The following is a 17,265-nucleotide window of genomic DNA, read 5'->3' as shown; positions in this document are numbered from 1 at the left end:
TGATCGACGATGGTGACGTCCTCGGGGATCCCCCGCGCATCCACGTCGAAGCGTAGGCGCACGTAGCCATTCTTGTTGTAGCCGCGTGCGACGGGCACGGAGACGTCGTTGCCGGAGTAGATCTGCAGGGGCGTTCCGTCTTGCACGATGTCGCAGCGCTTGCGCGAGTGATCCTCTAGCATCGCCGTGAGGCGGTCGAGTTGCTTGCGGCCGAGCTTCTTGCGGGTGCCCACGATCTGCGTCTTCTGCAGCATCGCGCTCTCCACCACGGCCAGCAGGCCCATTCCCCTCGCGGGGCGCGTGTCGGCCGTTGCGGCGGCTTCGCTGGCCGCCTGGAAGAAGCCGACCGCGCCTTCGGTATCGTTCGTGGCGCAGGCCTGGATCGCCTGGAGCATCTGGTAGTGGTAGCTCGCCGCCCGGTTCTCTGCGGTGTTGGCGAGGGCAGCGAGGCTGCTGCCGAGGTTGCCGCTGATCGGTTGCCATACACCGCTGGCGTCGCGGTAGTAGTGGCTGTCGCAGCTGCCCAACGCTGGCACCTCCTTGCCGTTCTTTCCCTCCGGGTCGCCGCGACAGACGCCGATGAGCAATCGCCGCGGGGAGTTCAGGCGTTCTACGGCGGCGTCTAGTGCGATGCGGTCCTGCGTCGCCAGGGGCGTGTCGGACCTCTCATCGGCCGCGTAGCGGACAGCGCCGGCGGCGTCGGCCACCTGGGGCAGTGAGTTGAAGGTGCGCAGCTCGATGTGAGGGCGCCGCATCATCTTTGCGATGGGGCGTTCCATCTTCAGCAGCTCACAGTCCTTCTCGCCGGCCGTGGCTGCGGCTGAGAGCGTGAGCGCAGTGGCGACTGCGGTGCAGCAGGCAATGAGGGCTCGCATCGTTGGGACTCCTTGCACAACCGAAGGGATACGTTAACGTAAACCAACCATAGACACGACAAAATTTGCTGTCAAAGAAAACGCTCAGTGAGTTGGCGGGCCCATAGGAGATCGATTGCAGCCCGCGTCGCCTGGGGTTGAGACCGCGCGCACCAGCGGATCGGGCGACGGGTCGCATTGACGACCTCATCGTGCAAGAGTAGTGCAGAGATGGGCCCGCAAGTCCGTCCCGAGCCTCGGCGCCGTCTGGCGACCGACCTCGCGCGTGCGCACATTCCAATACCGATCAGCGCCACGCGAACCGCCGCCGGAGAAGACCTCATGTCATCAGGTGAAGCTGGCAGGATCGACGCTAACTCGGTGAGCGCACTGGTGGCCTCCCTACGGGGGACCGCCAGTTTCGAAGATCTCCGGCTGACGTTCGTCGACGCACTATCCCGTCTCGGCATCAAGCGGATGAGCTACCACCATCTGCCCCCGCTAGGCGCATCCGACTTTCAGTCTCACATCGCCGTCTTCGCCCACGGCTTTCCGGACGATTGGGTCAGTCGCTACGTGGACGAGCGCCTCTATCGCGTCGATCCGATCTCACGCAAGGCGGCTGACGCCGCCCTGCCGTTTCGCTGGTCTGCCGTGACCGCCTTCGGCGATCTATCGCAGGCGGAGCGCCGTTACCTGGACATGCTCGACGCAGCTCAACTCGGTGACGGCCTGGCCATCCCCGTGTTCGGCCCCCACGGTCGTAACGGCTACGTCGGCCTCGGCTTCGGCACGGCCACCCTGCCGATCGACGAGGTGCAGACAGGCCTCCTGCACTGGGTGGCCCAACTAGGCCATCTCACCTACTGCAACCTGCTGCGCGTCGCGCCGGCCGATGAGGTGAAGCTCGCGCCGAGGGAGCGCGAAGTGTTGCAGCTCGCCGCGCGTGGCAAGAGCAACGCGGCCATCGCCGAGGCCCTGGAGGTCTCGCGACACACGGTGGACACCCACGTACGTCGGGTGTTCAGCAAGCTCGACGTTGGGGATCGCGTGACCGCGGTGCTTCGGGCCCTTTCCTTGGGGTTGATTTAGTTGTCGCCAGTGGTGGTGTTGCTGCCGGGGTTCGATGGCACAGGTGAACTCTTCGATCCCCTGGAAGCCGCGTTGGATCTCCCGTGTCAGCGGATTGCCTACGGCGTGCCCGCGGCTGCGCAGGACTACCTCGAGGTGGCTGAGGCGCAGATCCCCCGCGACCGAGGGGGCGTCCTGGTGGCGGAGTCGTTCTCTGGTCCGATCGCTCTGGAACTGCTGCTGCGTGGACGCAGGGACTACCGTGCCCTGGTGTTGTCCGCCACCTTTGCGCGCGTGCCTCACGCCCCAGTGTTGGCAGCGTTCGCGCGCGGTGGAGGGCACCGTTTCGGCGCATCCGTCGTGCGTAAGTTGGTGGCGGAAGGCCTCGGGTTGGCGGGTCAGGGGAGCGCTGAGGTGAGGGCTCAAGTCTCGCGAGTGGTCGGCGCCCTGGACGGCAACGTCGTCACGTCCCGCATCCAGGCGCTGCTACACTTCGATCCGCGGGCGAGCCTAGGGCTTATCTCCACGCCGTCACGGGTCTTGTGTCCAACACGCGATCGCTTGGTGCCGCCGGAGCACAGCGTCCGGCTTGCATCTGCCCTGCCGAACGCCAAGTTAGTGCGCATCGCGGCTCCTCACTTTTTGCTGCAAGTGCAGCCCGCGCGTTGCGCGCAGGAGATCGCGTCAGTGGTCAGTGAAATCGGGTGACCTCAGCAAGCTCGACGTTGGGGATCGCGTGACTGCGGTGCTTCGGGCCCTTTCCTTGGGGTTGATTTGGGCGCCACCTTCACGGCGTCGGCGTCCCCGGTGGCGCGTCGACACGGCAGGGTGACGGTGATGGAGCTGCCGCGACCGGGAATCCGATCGATGTCGAGCCGCCCCCCTACAAGCTGTGCCAGGCGCTCGACCGTCGGCAAGCCGAGGCCAGCTCCCACCGCGTTGTCGAGGGGGTACAGGGCATTCGGCGTGCGCCGTGCGATCTCCCGCGGAGCAGCCGTGGCATCGTCGCGCACGTCGATCACCAGCATCGCTTCCTTCGTGCCTCGGTGGAGGTAGGGGATGACCCGCGCGATGACGTCCACCTCTCGCGCCTGCGCCTCGCGTGCGTGGATGATGAGGTTGATGAGGATCTGATCGAGCTGGGAGCGTTGCAGGTCGAGGGCCACGCGCTCACCGGTCGCGTCCATCATCACGGACAGGGCGGTGCCGGCGGCGGCATCCAGGAGGGCGGAGGCGCCCCGCAGCTGGGCGATGGCGTCGCGGCAGGGATCGTCCGAGTCTTGGCTGTGCATCAGATGCATCGTCTGCTGATTGATGCGAATGGCTCGATGGCACAGCTCCGTGATGGTGCGCAGGAGCTGTGGGTGGGTGTCCTGGCTGCCAGGGTCCTGCAATTGCTCCGCATGGGCATCGATGCACATGAGCACCGTGTGGGTGCTGTGGCTGATGCTGGCCGCCGTCACGCCTACGCTCAGCACGCCATCCTGTTGCAGTTTGCGTTGCTGCCACCGGCGGTAGGCGAGGAACACCGCCAGCAGAGTGGACCCAACGGCCAGGATCGTTATCGCAGTCATCGTTGTCGAACTCATCGCTCACCTCCCTTCGCGACACTGAATGACGGACCGACCTGCGGTCCGGCGTGTAAGCGGGCGGCAATATAGCGATGGGGCGGCGCGGCGGCATGTCCCGCATTTGCGGTACAGGCATTCGGTGGAGTTAGGTGGGCAGCTTCGAAATCGCTGGAATAGAGTGACTTTCGTCGCGGTGTGACGCGAGTTCACAAGCGATACGGTTCGTGAACATTTGCCAACGTGGTCGTAAGGTCAGCGCCCGAGTCAGCCTAGGTCGTTTTGGCGGTCAGATGATCGCCCAGGCGCTCGGCCAGGGCGATGATCGTCATGGTGGGGTTGGCCCAGCCGCCGGTGGGGAAGACGCTGCTGCTGGCGACGTAGAGGTTGGGGCTTTCGTGCAGCTTGCAATCGGCGTCAACGACGCTGCTGGCGAGCGCCTCGCCCATGCGCGTACCCCCCATGTGGTGGTAGCCGCCGATGGGGTGGGCGGAGATCAGCGGGTCCGTCTTCCAGGCAGTGCCTTCCTCGTGCAGCCAGGAGGCGAGGGCGACATCGCCCCAGCCCAGGCGTTGGTACTCGGCCTTCAGGGTCTCCATCAGCACCCGCACGCTGCGCCGGTCGATCTCCGAGAACTGCCAATCGAGCACGGGCCGGCGTAGCCCCAGGGCATCTGCGTCGGCGCCAAGGGTCACGCGGCTCTCGGCGATCGGGGCCTGCTCAGCGCGCACCACGGCGTACAGCCCTTTCTTCTCGTATCCGCGCTTGAGGGAGAACATGGTCGGCCAGGGATCGGACACCTCCAGCAGGCGGATCGCCGCACCCTTCAGGCCCTTGTAGAGCGATCGCCAGAAGCGCGTGCTGGGAAGGTCGTGCTTCAGCTTCCCCGTGGCGGCGGAGAGGGCGTCCATCTGCATGCCTTCGTGGCGGCGGGCGGCGAAGCTGATCGAGGTGTTCAGGATACCTAATGATTGCTGTAGTTTGTCCGCGGGGCGCAGGTAAGCGGCGTAGCGTTTGCCTTGAACCCGTAGCGCCCTCGGCAGTACGAGGATGGACTGGGCGAGGTTGGTGGGCAGGATCTGGCCACCGCGCGCGTGGGGGTGTTCCATGAAGTAGCGGCCGAGCTGGTCGCGGTCGTTGCCAAAGCCCTGGGGCCGCTCGGGGACCGCCGCGAACAGCAGGCGCACGGACTCGAGGGCGCCGGCGGCCAGCACGAAGTGATCGGCCTGCACCTCGACTGTGCGTCCGCTCAGGGACTGGGCAACGATCCCGCGCACATCGCCTTGCTCGCCGACGTCGATCCGGGTGACGGTGGCGCCGAGCAGGATCGAGACCTTGCCGAGGGAGCCACGGTTCGTGTCGGTGAAGCGCTCGCCGTTCTCGTCGAAGCACCACAGGCCGGCATCGAGCTTGGTGGGGTCGAAGGCGGGCTTGTCGCGGCCGACGATGGACCACAGGCGGTCGCCGGCGGGGCGCTCCAGGCCCATCTGGCGGAAGGCGTGCTCGTAGTAGGGGGCGAGGTCTTGCTTGGTGATGGGCCAGCCACTGTGCGGCAGGTAGTCGCGCTGGGTGAAGTCGATCTCGTCGAGTTCGGCGCAACGCCCGCCCCAGATGGCAGCGGTGCCGCCGAACAAGCGCAAGCGCGTGGTGTCGAGGTCGTAGTACTCCTCGCCCACGTTGTCGCCCTTGGCCATCGCCTGGTGCTCGGCGTCGAACTCGGGGCCGCCGCTCTCGAGGAGCAGCACGTCGACGCCCTTGTCCGCGAGGCGCATCGCCACCGCCTGGCCGGCGACGCCCGCGCCGATGATGCACACCTGCGTGCGCTGCTCGCGGGGCGCGTCTTCTTTGGTCAGGTCGATGATCATGGGCCGCAGAGCCTACAACGCTCGGCAGCGATCGCAACCCTGATCCTGCGACCTCAACTCGAACTCTGGCGCCGTTCGAGGCGACCGCGCTCGTAGCGCAGCTCGCCCTGGGTCAGCTGGCGCGCGGTGTCGGGATGGGCGCGCGCCCAGGCGATCAGCGCGTTGACGTAGCGCGGCACCTTGCGTCGGCCCTCGAGCCAATGGAACACGGCCTGGGCCTTGCGGTCGATCTCGCGGTAGCTGTCGCCCTCGTAACCGACCAGGCGTGCTAGCTCGGCGGCGTTGAGGTCGAACTCCTGCATGAACTCGCGCAGGTCGTCGATGGAGATGTGTTGATCGGCCATGCGCCTTACTTGAGCAGCGGGTGGTCGTCGGGGAGTTGGTTGGCGTACCAGCGGGCGAGGCGCAGGCGAATGGACTTCTGGGACACCTGCGCCTCGGGCATGGGCGCGAGCTTCTTGTCGTGCACCAGCAGGCGATAGACGTATAGCGCCTTGTCGGCGTTGGAGTCGCCGGGTTCGAACTGCACGGCCTTGCGCTCGTTTTCGGCGTAGTGCACGCCGGCGGTGAGAGCGGCTTTGAAGAGTTCGGCTTCGTTCTTCAGCTTCTTCACGGACGAGCTCCTTCTCCTGCGCGGCGAGCGTTGAGCATAGCAGCCGCGCAGGGAAGGGAGGGGTGCTCGTGGCTAGAAGCGAAGCCCCACGCCGGCGGTGATCGTGAGGGGGTCGTAGCCGGCGGTGATGCGCTGCAGTGCGTTGTCGGGGCGCTCCAGGGTGACGTCATCGCTGATGAGGTAACGCAGGCCCACGTCGACGAACCAGCGATCGCCCGTGTCGTAGCGCACGCCGGCCTGGAGCTGAGCGGCCACGTCGTTGGTCTGGAATGAGGTCTCCTGGCCGTCGATGGTGAAGTCGATGTCGATCTCCTCGATCAGCACGATGCCGGCGCCGACGTAGGTGCGGTAGCGATCGCTGCCGAAGAGGTTGAAGTCGACCAGGGCGGAGAGGCCGATGCCGAGGCTGGCGTAGTTGCCGTCGGTGGCGTCGCCCAAACCCTGGACCGCGACGTCCTGGAGGCCGTTGGTGCGATACATGAGTTCGCCCTCCAGGCGGAAGCGCTCGCCGAAGTAGCGACCCACCCGCCCGCCGGCGGCGAAGGACGGGTCGAAGCTCGCGTCGTTCTGCGTTCCAGGAGTGCCGGTTCCGTCTTCGTAGGTGAGGGTACGGTCGCCGAGGAGGTTGAGGCCTAGGTCGGCGGTGGCGTACCAGTCCTGGGCGGAGGCCGAGGTGGCGAGGGCGGTGGTCAGGGTCACAGCGGCGATCGTGCGTAGGCGGTAGTTCATGGGAAGCGTCTCTCTTTAGGGGCCAGCCAGGTGGGGCCGGCGACGAGAGCGCTTTCGGCGCTGCGTTGCTGGTGCGATGCGCCCGTGCCTAGGGCGATTCACCAACGATTGCCAGCCTTCACGAACGGTGTGCTGGCTTCCCGGTCAGTGACTTGCCGGTCGCCAGTTCGGGGCTCGGGCGCGGAGGGGCGTAGAACCGCTCGTCGGGCGAAGCCGACGCAACCGCGGCGGCATTTGCGGCATCTAAGTACGCACAACTGGTTCCTTGGCGAGGCTGGGAGAGCGCCTACACTGCGGCCCCACCGGCGTCATGACCGCGCCTGAGTTCGCGTCAACCTCTTTGATTGGCTAGACATTCGCTTGTGCTCGTCCGCCGCCCCGCTGGGGGACGGGCGCTTACCGGAGTAGAGACCCTATGCGTCTGATACAAGCTGCTTCCCGCTCCCCGATCACCGCCGCCCTGGTCTTGATGGCCGCCGTGATGGTGGCTCCCGCCCAGGTCGTCCAGGCCGCCGACAAGGCGCCGTCCGGCCTGCAACAGGTGGATCGCTTCGACGTCACCGCCGCGTTCGTCCGGCCGGACACGGACTTCAGTGCCTACGACCGGGTGATGTTCATCGAGTGTTCCACGGCCTTCGTGAAGGGTTGGCAGGAGCGCGTGAATCGCCGTCGCAAGCCCAACGAGCGGGTGACCGATCAAGACCTGGAGCTGATGAAGGCAGACCTGTCCCAGCGCTTCCAGGAGGTCTTCGTCGAGGAGTTCACCACCCGCGGCGGCTACGAGCTGGCGCAGAAGGAGGCCAAGGGCGTGCTACTCGTGCGGCCCGCGGTATTCGACGTCGACCTCGCGGCGCCGAGAAACTCGAAGGGACTCTTCCTCGGCACCTCGCAGACTGAGGGGGCCGGCGCAGCGAGCCTGTTCATCGAACTCTACGACGCGTCCACCGGCACGCTGCTGGCGCGGATGATCGACCGTCGCACAATCCGCGATGCCGGCGTCACCCAGGTGGCGGGCCGTAATACCAACTCCCTCGGCATGCGCAAGCAACTGACCTTCTGGGCGCGTAAGGTGCTGGAAGGGGTGGAGGACTTGCAGCAAAACCCCGTCACCTAGCCGGGCTTCGATCGGAGCGGCCTTTAGGCGACGGCCGCTCCGGTCTTCGAGACCACGGTATCCGGACTGACGTCCGGCGCGCATTCGACCAGCGTGAAGCCCGTCGGTGACACGTCGAGCACGGCGAGGTCGGTGATCACCCGGTCGACGCAAGCCTTGCCCGTCAGCGGCAAGGTGCAACGCTCGAGCAGCTTCGCCTGCCCGTCCTTGGACACGTGGTCCATCACCACCACCACCCGCTGCACGCCAGCCACCAGGTCCATGGCGCCGCCCATGCCCTTCACGGTCTTGCCGGGAATCATCCAGTTGGCCAGATCGCCGTTGGCGGCGACCTGCATGGCGCCCAGGATCGCGAGGTCGATGTGGCCGCCGCGGATCATGGCGAAGCTGTCGGCCGACGAGAAGTACGATGACGTTGGCAGCTCGGTGACCGTCTGCTTGCCCGCATTGATGAGGTCGGGGTCCTCATCCCCGGGGTAGGGGAAGGGGCCCATGGCGAGCATTCCGTTCTCACTCTGCAGCGTCACGCTGATCTCGGGGGGGATGTGATTCGCCACCAAGGTGGGGATGCCGATGCCGAGGTTGACGTAGAAGCCGTCGCGAAGCTCAGCGGCGGCGCGGCGCGCCATGTCCTCCCGGGACCAGGGCATCAGGCGAGCTCCCGCTGCCGGTTGGTGGTGAACTCGATGCGCTTGCCCGCCACGGACTGCACGATGCCCTGCACGTAGATGCCCGGCGTGTGAATCCAGTCCGCCTCTAGCGCGCCGTTCTCCACCAGGCGCTCTACCTCGACGATAGTCGTCCGCGCGCAGGTGGCCATCATGGGGTTGAAGTTCCGCGCTGTCTTTCGGTACACGAGGTTGCCTTCGCGATCCGCTAGCTCCGCGCGCACCAGCGCGAGGTCAGCGACGATACCGCGCTCCAGCAGGTAGGTGTGTCCGTCGAACTCCTTGTGTTCCTTGCCCTCGGCCACGAGGGTGCCGACGCCGGTACGCGTGTAGAAACCCGGGATGCCCGCGCCACCCGCGCGCAAGCGCTCGGACATGGTGCCTTGGGGGCTGAACTCGAGCTCGATGTCGCCGGCGAGGTAGGCCCGCTCGAAGGTCTTGTTGTTGCCGACGTAGGAGGAAATCATCTTGCGGATCTGGCGGGACTCGATCAGGCGGGCCAGGCCGACCCCGTCGATGCCGGCGTTGTTCGACACCACCGTGAGGTTCTTCACGCCCGTGTCGTGGAGGGCGTCGATCAGGGTCTCCGGCATCCCGCACAGACCGAAGCCCCCGCAGGCGATGAGCATGCCGTCGCGGGCATGCTCGCGCAGGGCGTCGGCGGCGCTCGCGTAGCACTTATCCATCAATTCGCTCCAGCACCATCGCGAGGCCCTGTCCCACGCCGACGCACATGGTGACCAGGGCGTAGCGGCCATCACGCCGCTGCAGCTCGCGCGCGGCGCTCATGACCAGGCGCGCGCCGCTCATGCCGAGGGGGTGGCCGAGGGCGATGGCCCCGCCGTTCGGGTTGACGTGCTCGGCATCGTCGGGCACGCCGAGCAAGCGCAGCACCGCGAGCGCTTGGCTGGCGAACGCTTCGTTTAGCTCGATGACGTCCATGTCCTCGATCGCAAGGCCAGCGTTCTCCAACGCCTTGCGACTGGCGGGGGCGGGGCCGATACCCATCACGCGTGGTGCAACGCCGGCGCTCGCCAGCGTCAACACCCGGGCGATGGGATGCAGGCCGTGGGTCTGTACCGCCGTCTCGCTCGCGACGATCACGGCGGCGGCGCCGTCGTTGACGCCGGAGGCGTTGCCCGCCGTTACCGTGCCGTCGGGCGGCACGATCGCACGCAGTCTGGCCAGGGCGTCGAGGTTGGTGTCCGGGCGCGGGTGTTCATCTTGGGTCACGACCAGCGGGGCGCCCTTGCGCTGGGGGATCGTGACGGGCGTGATCTCCTCGGCCAGCTTGCCGGCCCGTTGGGCGGCGCTCGCGCGCGTTTGCGAACGCAGGGCGAAGGCATCTTGGGCGGCGCGCGAGACGTCGTACTCTCGGGCGACGTGCTCCGCGGTCTCGGGCATGCTGTCCACGCCGTGGGCGCTTTGCATCGCGGGATTGATGAAGCGCCAGCCGATCGTCGTGTCGAAGAGTTCGACACCGCGATCGAAGGCGTGTTCCGCCTTGCTCGTCACCAACGGTGCGCGACTCATGCTCTCGACCCCGCCGGCGATGATGAGGTTGGCATCGCCGCTGGCAATCGCGCGGGCCGCCGTGCCCACGGCATCGAGCCCGGAGGCGCACAGGCGGTTGATCGTGGTCGCGGACACCTCCTCGGGGCAGCCGGCGAGCAGCGCCGCCATACGGGCGACGTTGCGGTTGTCCTCCCCCGCCTGGTTCGCGCACCCGAGGATCACATCATCGAGATCCGCGCCGATTGTGGGGTGAGTGGCCAGCAAGGCGCGAATGGGCGTGGCCGCCAGATCATCCGCACGCACGCTTGCCAAGGCCCCCGCGTAGCGACCGATGGGGGTACGCGTCGTGTCGCAGATGAACGCGGCGTTGCCTAGCATTCGGGGCAGCGTCCCGCGAAGGCATCTTCGAGCAGCCCTTCGAGCGCGGCACGCTCCAGCGTGCGCGGGTTGAAGTAGGGGTTGGCCAGGGTGATGTCGATCGCGCGCGGGATGCCCTCGCGAGGCATGCCGAGGGCAGCGAGGCTGGTGGGCGCGTCGGCGGCCCTGGCGATGTCGAAGAGGGCGGCAGCAGGCGTCTGCGTGTCGAGCGCGCGTCGCAGGCGCCCCATCGCCTCGGGAACCGCGGGGGCGTTGTAGGCCAGGGCGTGGGGCAGGATCACCGTGTGCGTCTGGGCGTGGGGGAGATCGAAGCTGCCGCCGAGCACGTGGCACAGCTTGTGATGCAGGGCGACGCCGCCGAGGCCCAGGCAGGTGGCGCAGAGCCAGGCGCCGTAAAGCGCATCGCTGCGTGCGCTCGCCGAGCGCGGATACTCGGGAATGCGCGTCAACGCAGCTGCCAGGGATCGAATACCTTCCTCCGCCATCAGGCTAAGCGCGGGGTTGGTCTGCTCTGCGTAGAGCGACTCCACGGCATGGGCGATCGCGTTCAGGCCGCTGGTGATACTCAACTCGAGCGGTAGGCCGAGCGTGTGGTCCACGTCGTAGATGACCGTCTCGGGGAGTACCTTCAGGGTCTTCTGCGTCGTCTTCTGGCCGCCTTCGGTTTGCCCGATGATGGCGGTCATCTCCGAGCCCGCGTAGGTGGTGGGGATGACGAGCTGGGGAAGGTCCGTGCGCAGGGCGATCGCCTTGCCGAGGCCGATCGTGCTGCCGCCGCCGAAGGCGATCACCCCATCGATGTCTTCCCTATGCACGAGTGCCATCGCACGCTCCGTGACCTCGACGGGCGTGTGCATGGCGGCTTCGCAGAAGCGCGCCGTGCCCCGGCCTTGCAGGTCAGTCTGAAGCCGCTGTGCATCGTCGGCTTGGGCAGGTGTGGAGAGCACCAGCGCGCGCTCGATCCCGAGGCGGGCGGCTTCCTCGCCCGCGCGCTGGGTGGTGCCACTGCCGAAGATCACCCGCGCCGGATGCGCCGTGTACTCGAAGGGCTCGATCACGAGGGCGTCTTCAGCAGCGCCGCGTCGAGGCGCGCCAGGGCATCCTCGGCGACGGCGCGCTTGGCGGGCTCATCGCTGTCGAGGAGGGGGAGAAAGTCGTGACCGACCCCGTCGTACACCGTGAGCGCCATCGCCGGCAGGTCGGGGGCGCGCGCCTGCAAGCGCTGGATGTTCTCCGGGCCCACGGCTGCGTCCTCCGCACCCAGCAGCATCGTGAACGGGGTGGAGATCTCGTGGAGATAGTCGAAGGGGGCGTCGAGGGCGTCCTGGTTGGGCAGACCCTGGGGGAAGCCGTAGAGCCCCACCAGGGCGGCGTCGACGCCGCGGCGCGCCAGCTCGAAGACGTACAGGCCGCCGAGGCAGAAGCCGATCACGCCGGTGATCTGGTGAGCGCCCAGGTAGGACTGCGCGAGGTCCAAGAAGGCCTTGTCCCGCACCTGATGGCGTCGCGCGAAGGCGGCCTCGCGGGTCATCTCCGCCAGCTCACCCAAGCCTGCGAAGGTATCGATCAGGTGAACCTCGGCGCCGCGTTCGGCCAGGTGGCCGGCGAGACCCTGGTAGAAGGGATTGCAGCCGTAGATGTCGGGCAGGATGGCGATGCGCTTGTCTGCTGCCGCCTGAGGCCATCGGTAAGCCGAGATGCCGCCGTCGGTCACCGCCTCGCCGAGCACCGGCGGGGGGAAGGCGGCGACCGCTTTGCCATGGCACATGGTCAGGCAGCGTCGAGCGTGAAATCGATCTCGAGCACGCGCTTGCCGTCTTCGATCACCTCGGGCATCACGAACTCGTCCGTGTGCTTGCCTTGGCAGCAATCATCGCCCACCCAGTCACCGCCTTCGAAGTAGGCCTGGGTGGTCATGTCCAGGAAACCCGCCTTACGGATCTTGTAGTGCACGTGGGCGGGGCGCCAGGAGTGCTGACCCATCTGCTCGAGTAGAGCGCCCACCTTGCCCTTGTTCGGGATCTGATAGGGGACCGGAACCGTGCTTTCCACCTGGTACTCGCCGTTGGGGCCGGTCACCAGTTGCCCGCGGTAGTACTCGATGGGGATGTCGTCGTGGAAGCCGCTGTACTTGCCGTCCGGGGTGGACGACCAGACGAAGATGGTGGCCTCGGGCACGGGATTGCCCGCCGTGTCCTTCACGATTCCGCGCAGGAGCATGGGTTGGCCGCCGAACTGTTCCATGGTCTTGATCTTGCCGTCGGTGACCACCGGCACGTCTTCGCGGAAGTAGGGGCCTTCCAGGTCGTTGGTCGAGCCCTCGCGACCCTGGTTCATGTTCTCCACGATGGTGGTGTTCATGAACAGATCGATGAGCAGGGGCAGTTCGCCGCCCTTGGCCGTCTCCATCAGGTACTTCATGCCGGCGCGATACTCCTGAAAGGACACGTCGTGCTCGCGGAGGGCACCGCGTATGCCCTCGACGATGGAGCGAACGACGGTATCGAGTCGGTTGGGCGTCACACTGTCCATAGCACGTGGTCTCCGTATCAGGTGTTGCGAGCGAGGATGGTCGACAGGGCGTTCAGCAGCGCCGGCGCGGCCTGGTCGGCCTCGTAGCGGGGGGCGCGGAAGGCGATGTGGAAGTCGGGGCGCACGAGGAGGGCGCCGCTGTCTTCCATGTCCATGGTGGTGGCGTAGTCGCCGTAGGGGTCTTCGTAGGGGTGGCCGGCGCCGATAATGTGCACGTCGACAGGGATGCCAAGGGCGTCGCTTGCATGCGCCGCGGCCGCTTCCCAGCCCTCGCCGCCGATACCCGTCAACAGGGTGAAGCGGCCCTGGCCGCACAGATCCTTGGTGGACACCTTGCCGCTGGCCGTGTGCAGCCACACGTGGGGCAACGGTGCACCGGGGCGACAGGAGGCCTGGTGGTAGAGTTCCTCGTCGCGCTGCCAGGGCTCGGCGGGCGTGCCATCGCTGCACACGGCCGACGAGTCGTAGCGTTGGTTGAGTTCCACCCCGTGGCAGTTGTACACGGGATCCGAGGCGGTGATGGCCTGACGCAGCGCCTCGCGTTGCTCAGCGGCTTGCGGCGTGGCAGCCTTGCGAGCGGCCATGTTGGCGCGCATCTGCTCTGGCGTCTCCGCATCGAGCAGACCGAGCGCCTTGGCGATCGGTGGCATCAGCGCGAGGGAGCGGTTGGCGCGCCTAACGATCTGTTTCGCCACCGGGGCGCGTTCCTGGCTGTAGCTTTCGAGCAGCGCCTCGCCGGCCTTACCCTGCAGTACCATCGCCAGCTTCCAGGCCAGGTTGAAGCTGTCCTGGATCGAGGTGTTCGACCCCAAGCCGTTAGTGGGCGGGTGGCGGTGGATGGCGTCGCCGGCACAGAACACGCGGCCGCGCGAGAGCTGCGTGGCGTACATGTCGTTGACCGTCCAGGTGGAGTTGCTCTCGATCTTGACGGGGATGGAGGCGTCGCCGATCAGGTTGTGCACGATGTCCGTGGCGAAGCCTTCAGTCACCTCAGGTGGGCCCTGATCCACCTCGTAGCCCCAGATCGCCAGCCACTTGTTCCAGGGCCGCACCATGCGCACGACGCCGATGCCGAGGCCACCGACGGCGGAGCCCGGCTGGATGATCCAGTAGAGCACGCTCGGCCGGTGGGCGACGTACTTGGACAGATCGGCCTCGAACACCATGTTGATCGAGCCGGACTTGCCCATCTCCCCTTCCAGCGGCAGGTCGATCGCGTCGAGCACGCGGGAGTTGGCGCCGTCCGCGCCGATCACGTACTTCGATCGCACCTGCAGCTCATCACCCGTGAGGCGGTCGCGCAGCACCGAGGTGACGCCCGTATCGTCCTGGTCCAGGGACACGAACTCGGTATCGAAGCGCACCTTGGCGCCGCCTAAGGCGGCCTTCTTCACCAGGAGGGGTTCGAGCAGGTTCTGCGGCAGGTCGCACATGCGCGTGGGGCTCGCGACCTCGTAGTCGGCAGCGCGGTAGGGGGCCGTGCCCCAGGTCTTGATACGTCCCAGCTCCTCGCCGGCTAGCGATTCACAGAAGGTGTTCTCTCCCATGTACTCGTTGCCGACGGCGTAGAGGCCGCACTCCTCCTCCAAGCCGAGGTCACGCAGCACTTCCATGGTCCGTTGGTTGGTGATGTGCGCGCGGGGGGTGCGCGCCGTCCAACCGAACTTGTTGACGATGAGGTTAGGGATGCCGTAGCTCGACAAGAGCGCGGCCGCGGAGGCCCCGGCGGGGCCCGTCCCCACGATTAGCACGTCCGTTTCCACAGTCATCGTCCCTGGGACTCCGTCGTCTGTTGCTGCCGTTCCGCGCCGCCACCGGCGCAGTCCTGACCCTGCACGCTATCCAAGCAGAGTCATACCTACAAATACTTTCTAGGTAAGAAATGTATGCGTGATGGGTATGAGGCGTCGTCGTGTTCGCCCTTAGGCGGCAATGCTTGGTTCATCGGCGCCAGCGCTATCAGATGCCGCTCGTACGTGGGCGGCCATAGCCGCCGCTGCGGGCGGTAAGGCGTCGGCCGGCGGTCAGCTGGAGTCGCTGAGCGGCGCCCGGCGCAGGGTGCTGAGGAAGGCTTGCAGGACCGGCGCACGCTTTTGATCGCGGTACACAATGTTGATAGGCGGTCTCACGCTCGATTCCTCGAGGCGGATGAACCGCAGATTGGGGAAGCGCAGGGCCGCGACGGACTCCGGCACGATGCAACACACCTCGCCGAGCGCGGTGAGGGCCAGGGCGGAGGTGACGTCTTCGGCGGTGGCGGCGATGCGGGGTTCCACGTTGGCGTTGCGAAACGCGCCCACGACGAGATCTGCGAAGCTTGGGCGCCCGCCGTGGGGGAAGAGCACGAGCGGCAGATGACGCACCTCGCTGAAAGTGACGCTCTCCCCGAGTTCAGCGCGATTATCGCGGGAAACCACGAGAAATACCGCTTCCTCGCCAAGCTTCTCCATCTTGATGCCTGGCGTTTCGATGTAGTAACGGCCGACCCCTACATGGATGCGCCCATCGCGTATGGCGGTGAGTTGCGCCGCCTTGCCCATGCGCGTGAGGGATACTTCCGCATCGGGCACGGCCTGGCGGAAGCTCTTGAGGGCGTTCGGCACCCACTGGTAGATCACGGACCCGAAAAAGGCCACGTCGAGACGGCCGATTTCGCCCTTGTCCGCCGCCATCGTGCGTTCCTTGGCGCGATCGGCCTGGGCCAGGATCTTCCTCGCATCTTCGAGGAACGTGTGGCCCGCATCGGTGAGGGTGACGCCCTTCGCGGTGCGGATGAGCAGCTGGGCTTGCAGGTGGTACTCGAGGGCTTGGATCTGTCGGCTCACCGGCGGTTGGGAGACGTTCAAGCGCCTCGCCGCGTTACCGATGTTGCCTTCCTCGGCCACGGCCACGAAATACCTTAGCTGGCGAAACTCCATCCGTGACTCCATGCGAAAAGCGTATCGAATGGTGCCTTCGTTAGCATTTTACCGCAAGCCTTCGATCTGCCAGAGTCGTCGCGCAAGTCCCCTCACTAGGAGCCGCCGTGGCGGAATCAGCGCTGCGCGTAGATCACTCATCGCCCATCAGCGATGTGCAGACGGCGATCATCGATCTGCCGTTTCGACGATTGCAGACCTTCGCGCGCTTCCAGGCGCGGCACCAGAGCATCGTCCTCGTTCGCCTGCGCACGCGCTGCGGCACCGAGGGACTCGGTGAGGCGGTCACGCCGTGCGGGCCGTGGTGGAGTGGCGATAGCGTCGAGACCATCCGATCGATGATCGATCACTACTTTGCGCCACAGCTCCTGGACCGAGACGTCTTCCGCCTGTCGGAGACCCTCGCGCTCCTCGACCGTACGGCCAGGGGCAACAGCTTCGCCAAGGCGGCGATCGAGATCGCCGCGATGGATCTGATCGGCAAGCTCCTCGGCACCCCCGTGTGCAATTTGCTAGGTGGGCGGGTGCGGGATCATGTGGCGATGGCCTGGCCGCTGGCGTCCGGTGATTTCGATGCGGACGTCGCCGAGATGGACAGCATGCTCGAGCGCGGCGCGGCAAGCGCCTTCAAGGTGAAGATGGGCATGATGCCGATCGATGAGGATCTGCGGCGTGTGCAGGCGCTCGCGGCTGCGGCGAGGACGCGCGGCGCGTCGCTTCGCATCGATCCCAACGAGGCGTGGACCGAGGCCGAGGCGCGTGGGGCGTTCAAGCAGCTCGAGGACGACGCGATCGATCTCATCGAACAGCCCGTGCCGCGCTGGAACCTCCAGGCCATGGCCCGTTTGCGCGGTAGCGCCTGCGCCCCGTTGATGTTGGATGAGAGTGTGCTGTCGCCGCAGGACATGGTGCAGGCGATTCGCTTGGACGCGGGCGACGTCGTCTCCCTGAAGTTGATGAAGGCGGGTGGCCTCATGCGCACGCGCGCGACGGCGCAGATGGCCGACGCCGCGGGCATCACCTCCTACCTCGGCACCTTCCTGGAAACGTCCATCGGGACTGCGGCCAGCCTGCATCTGGGGGCGACGCTGCCGTCCTTGCCGCTCGGGGGCGAGACCATCGGCCCGCTGCTGCTGGCGCAGGACATCGTTCGCGCCCCGATTCGCTATGCCGATGGTGGGGCTTACTTGCCCGATGGTCCTGGCCTCGGGGTCGAGCTCGATGAAGACCGCGTCAAGGAGTACACGCGCACGTCAGGTTGAGTCGGACGTCGACGCGTAGTTAGTCGTTTCGATAGCAAGGCTGATCGTCGTCTCTCGGCGAGGCTTACCTGTGTCTGGGGCATTCGCAGGGCTCAATATTCATGCAGATAGCGTATGGAGGAGCCCCCCAGAAAGTATTAGATCGTATCAATCGATTTCGCTAAAACTCATCGCCACG

The 17,265-nt window shown here is 66.5% G+C and carries 18 protein-coding genes; 4 read left to right on the top strand and 14 right to left on the bottom strand.

Features of this window, described 5'->3' with window-relative positions; all coding sequences use genetic code 11:
• Positions 1-875, bottom strand: an 875-nt coding sequence (locus AAF184_14525) for a hypothetical protein (protein ID MEO0423549.1), incomplete at its 3' end; no start/stop codon positions are given.
• Positions 876-1,196: 321 nt separating this feature from the next.
• Between AAF184_14525 and AAF184_14520 the strand changes: the two genes are divergently transcribed.
• Positions 1,197-1,946: a LuxR family transcriptional regulator gene (locus AAF184_14520; GenBank protein ID MEO0423548.1), complete on the top strand. Its 750-nt coding sequence runs from the start codon at positions 1,197-1,199 to the stop codon at positions 1,944-1,946.
• 9 nt (positions 1,947-1,955) lie between these two features.
• Positions 1,956-2,633, top strand: a complete 678-nt coding sequence (locus AAF184_14515; protein ID MEO0423547.1) for an alpha/beta hydrolase — start codon at positions 1,956-1,958, stop codon at positions 2,631-2,633.
• 2 nt (positions 2,634-2,635) lie between these two features.
• Here AAF184_14515 and AAF184_14510 read toward each other — a convergent pair whose 3' ends face one another.
• The 5 genes from AAF184_14510 to AAF184_14490 form a co-directional block, all read right to left on the bottom strand.
• Positions 2,636-3,499: a HAMP domain-containing sensor histidine kinase gene (locus AAF184_14510; protein MEO0423546.1), complete on the bottom strand. Its 864-nt coding sequence runs from the start codon at positions 3,497-3,499 to the stop codon at positions 2,636-2,638.
• A 266-nt stretch (positions 3,500-3,765) separates the two neighbouring features.
• The gene (locus tag AAF184_14505) at positions 3,766-5,358 is read right to left on the bottom strand and encodes a GMC family oxidoreductase (protein ID MEO0423545.1); all 1,593 of its coding nucleotides are present in this window, start codon (positions 5,356-5,358) and stop codon (positions 3,766-3,768) included.
• Positions 5,359-5,411: 53 nt separating this feature from the next.
• Positions 5,412-5,702: a hypothetical protein gene (locus AAF184_14500; protein ID MEO0423544.1), complete on the bottom strand. Its 291-nt coding sequence runs from the start codon at positions 5,700-5,702 to the stop codon at positions 5,412-5,414.
• 5 nt (positions 5,703-5,707) lie between these two features.
• Positions 5,708-5,971, bottom strand: coding sequence for a DUF5062 family protein (locus tag AAF184_14495; GenBank protein ID MEO0423543.1), 264 nt, complete (start codon positions 5,969-5,971; stop codon positions 5,708-5,710).
• Between the two features lie 72 nt (positions 5,972-6,043).
• A complete protein-coding gene (locus AAF184_14490; GenBank protein ID MEO0423542.1) occupies positions 6,044-6,700 on the bottom strand; it encodes an outer membrane beta-barrel protein in 657 nt (218 codons plus the stop codon).
• A 415-nt stretch (positions 6,701-7,115) separates the two neighbouring features.
• Here AAF184_14490 and AAF184_14485 point away from each other — a divergent pair, with 415 nt between their 5' ends.
• Positions 7,116-7,814, top strand: a complete 699-nt coding sequence (locus AAF184_14485; GenBank protein MEO0423541.1) for a DUF3313 family protein — start codon at positions 7,116-7,118, stop codon at positions 7,812-7,814.
• Between the two features lie 23 nt (positions 7,815-7,837).
• Here AAF184_14485 and AAF184_14480 read toward each other — a convergent pair whose 3' ends face one another.
• The 8 genes from AAF184_14480 to AAF184_14445 form a co-directional block, all read right to left on the bottom strand.
• Positions 7,838-8,464: a 3-oxoacid CoA-transferase subunit B gene (locus AAF184_14480; protein ID MEO0423540.1), complete on the bottom strand. Its 627-nt coding sequence runs from the start codon at positions 8,462-8,464 to the stop codon at positions 7,838-7,840.
• Positions 8,464-9,168, bottom strand: a complete 705-nt coding sequence (locus AAF184_14475) for a CoA transferase subunit A (protein ID MEO0423539.1) — start codon at positions 9,166-9,168, stop codon at positions 8,464-8,466. The genes AAF184_14480 and AAF184_14475 overlap by 1 nt, the downstream gene beginning before the upstream one ends.
• Positions 9,161-10,375, bottom strand: coding sequence for a 3-oxoadipyl-CoA thiolase (gene pcaF, locus AAF184_14470; GenBank protein ID MEO0423538.1), 1,215 nt, complete (start codon positions 10,373-10,375; stop codon positions 9,161-9,163). Before pcaF ends, AAF184_14475 begins: the two co-directional genes overlap by 8 nt.
• Entirely contained in the window at positions 10,369-11,430 is a 1,062-nt protein-coding gene (locus tag AAF184_14465) for a maleylacetate reductase (GenBank protein ID MEO0423537.1), read from the bottom strand. The genes pcaF and AAF184_14465 overlap by 7 nt, the downstream gene beginning before the upstream one ends.
• Positions 11,430-12,143, bottom strand: a complete 714-nt coding sequence (locus tag AAF184_14460) for a dienelactone hydrolase family protein (GenBank protein ID MEO0423536.1) — start codon at positions 12,141-12,143, stop codon at positions 11,430-11,432. The genes AAF184_14465 and AAF184_14460 overlap by 1 nt, the downstream gene beginning before the upstream one ends.
• Positions 12,144-12,145: 2 nt before the next feature.
• Entirely contained in the window at positions 12,146-12,907 is a 762-nt protein-coding gene (locus AAF184_14455) for a dioxygenase (protein MEO0423535.1), read from the bottom strand.
• A 17-nt stretch (positions 12,908-12,924) separates the two neighbouring features.
• Complete coding sequence (locus AAF184_14450) at positions 12,925-14,676, bottom strand: FAD-dependent monooxygenase (protein ID MEO0423534.1); 1,752 nt, start codon at positions 14,674-14,676, stop codon at positions 12,925-12,927.
• Positions 14,677-14,931: 255 nt separating this feature from the next.
• Positions 14,932-15,825, bottom strand: coding sequence for a LysR family transcriptional regulator (locus tag AAF184_14445; GenBank protein ID MEO0423533.1), 894 nt, complete (start codon positions 15,823-15,825; stop codon positions 14,932-14,934).
• Positions 15,826-15,932: 107 nt separating this feature from the next.
• On the opposite strand from AAF184_14445, the gene AAF184_14440 reads away from it, so the two are divergent.
• Positions 15,933-17,087, top strand: a complete 1,155-nt coding sequence (locus AAF184_14440) for a muconate cycloisomerase family protein (GenBank protein MEO0423532.1) — start codon at positions 15,933-15,935, stop codon at positions 17,085-17,087.
• Positions 17,088-17,265: the final 178 nt, after the last annotated feature.

The sequence above is a fragment of the Pseudomonadota bacterium genome (assembly GCA_039815145.1).
Taxonomy (GTDB): domain Bacteria; phylum Pseudomonadota; class Gammaproteobacteria; order Steroidobacterales; family JBCBZW01; genus JBCBZW01.
The sequence above is the reverse complement of the archived record's forward strand: the minus strand, read 5'-3'. Positions and strand labels throughout refer to the sequence as shown.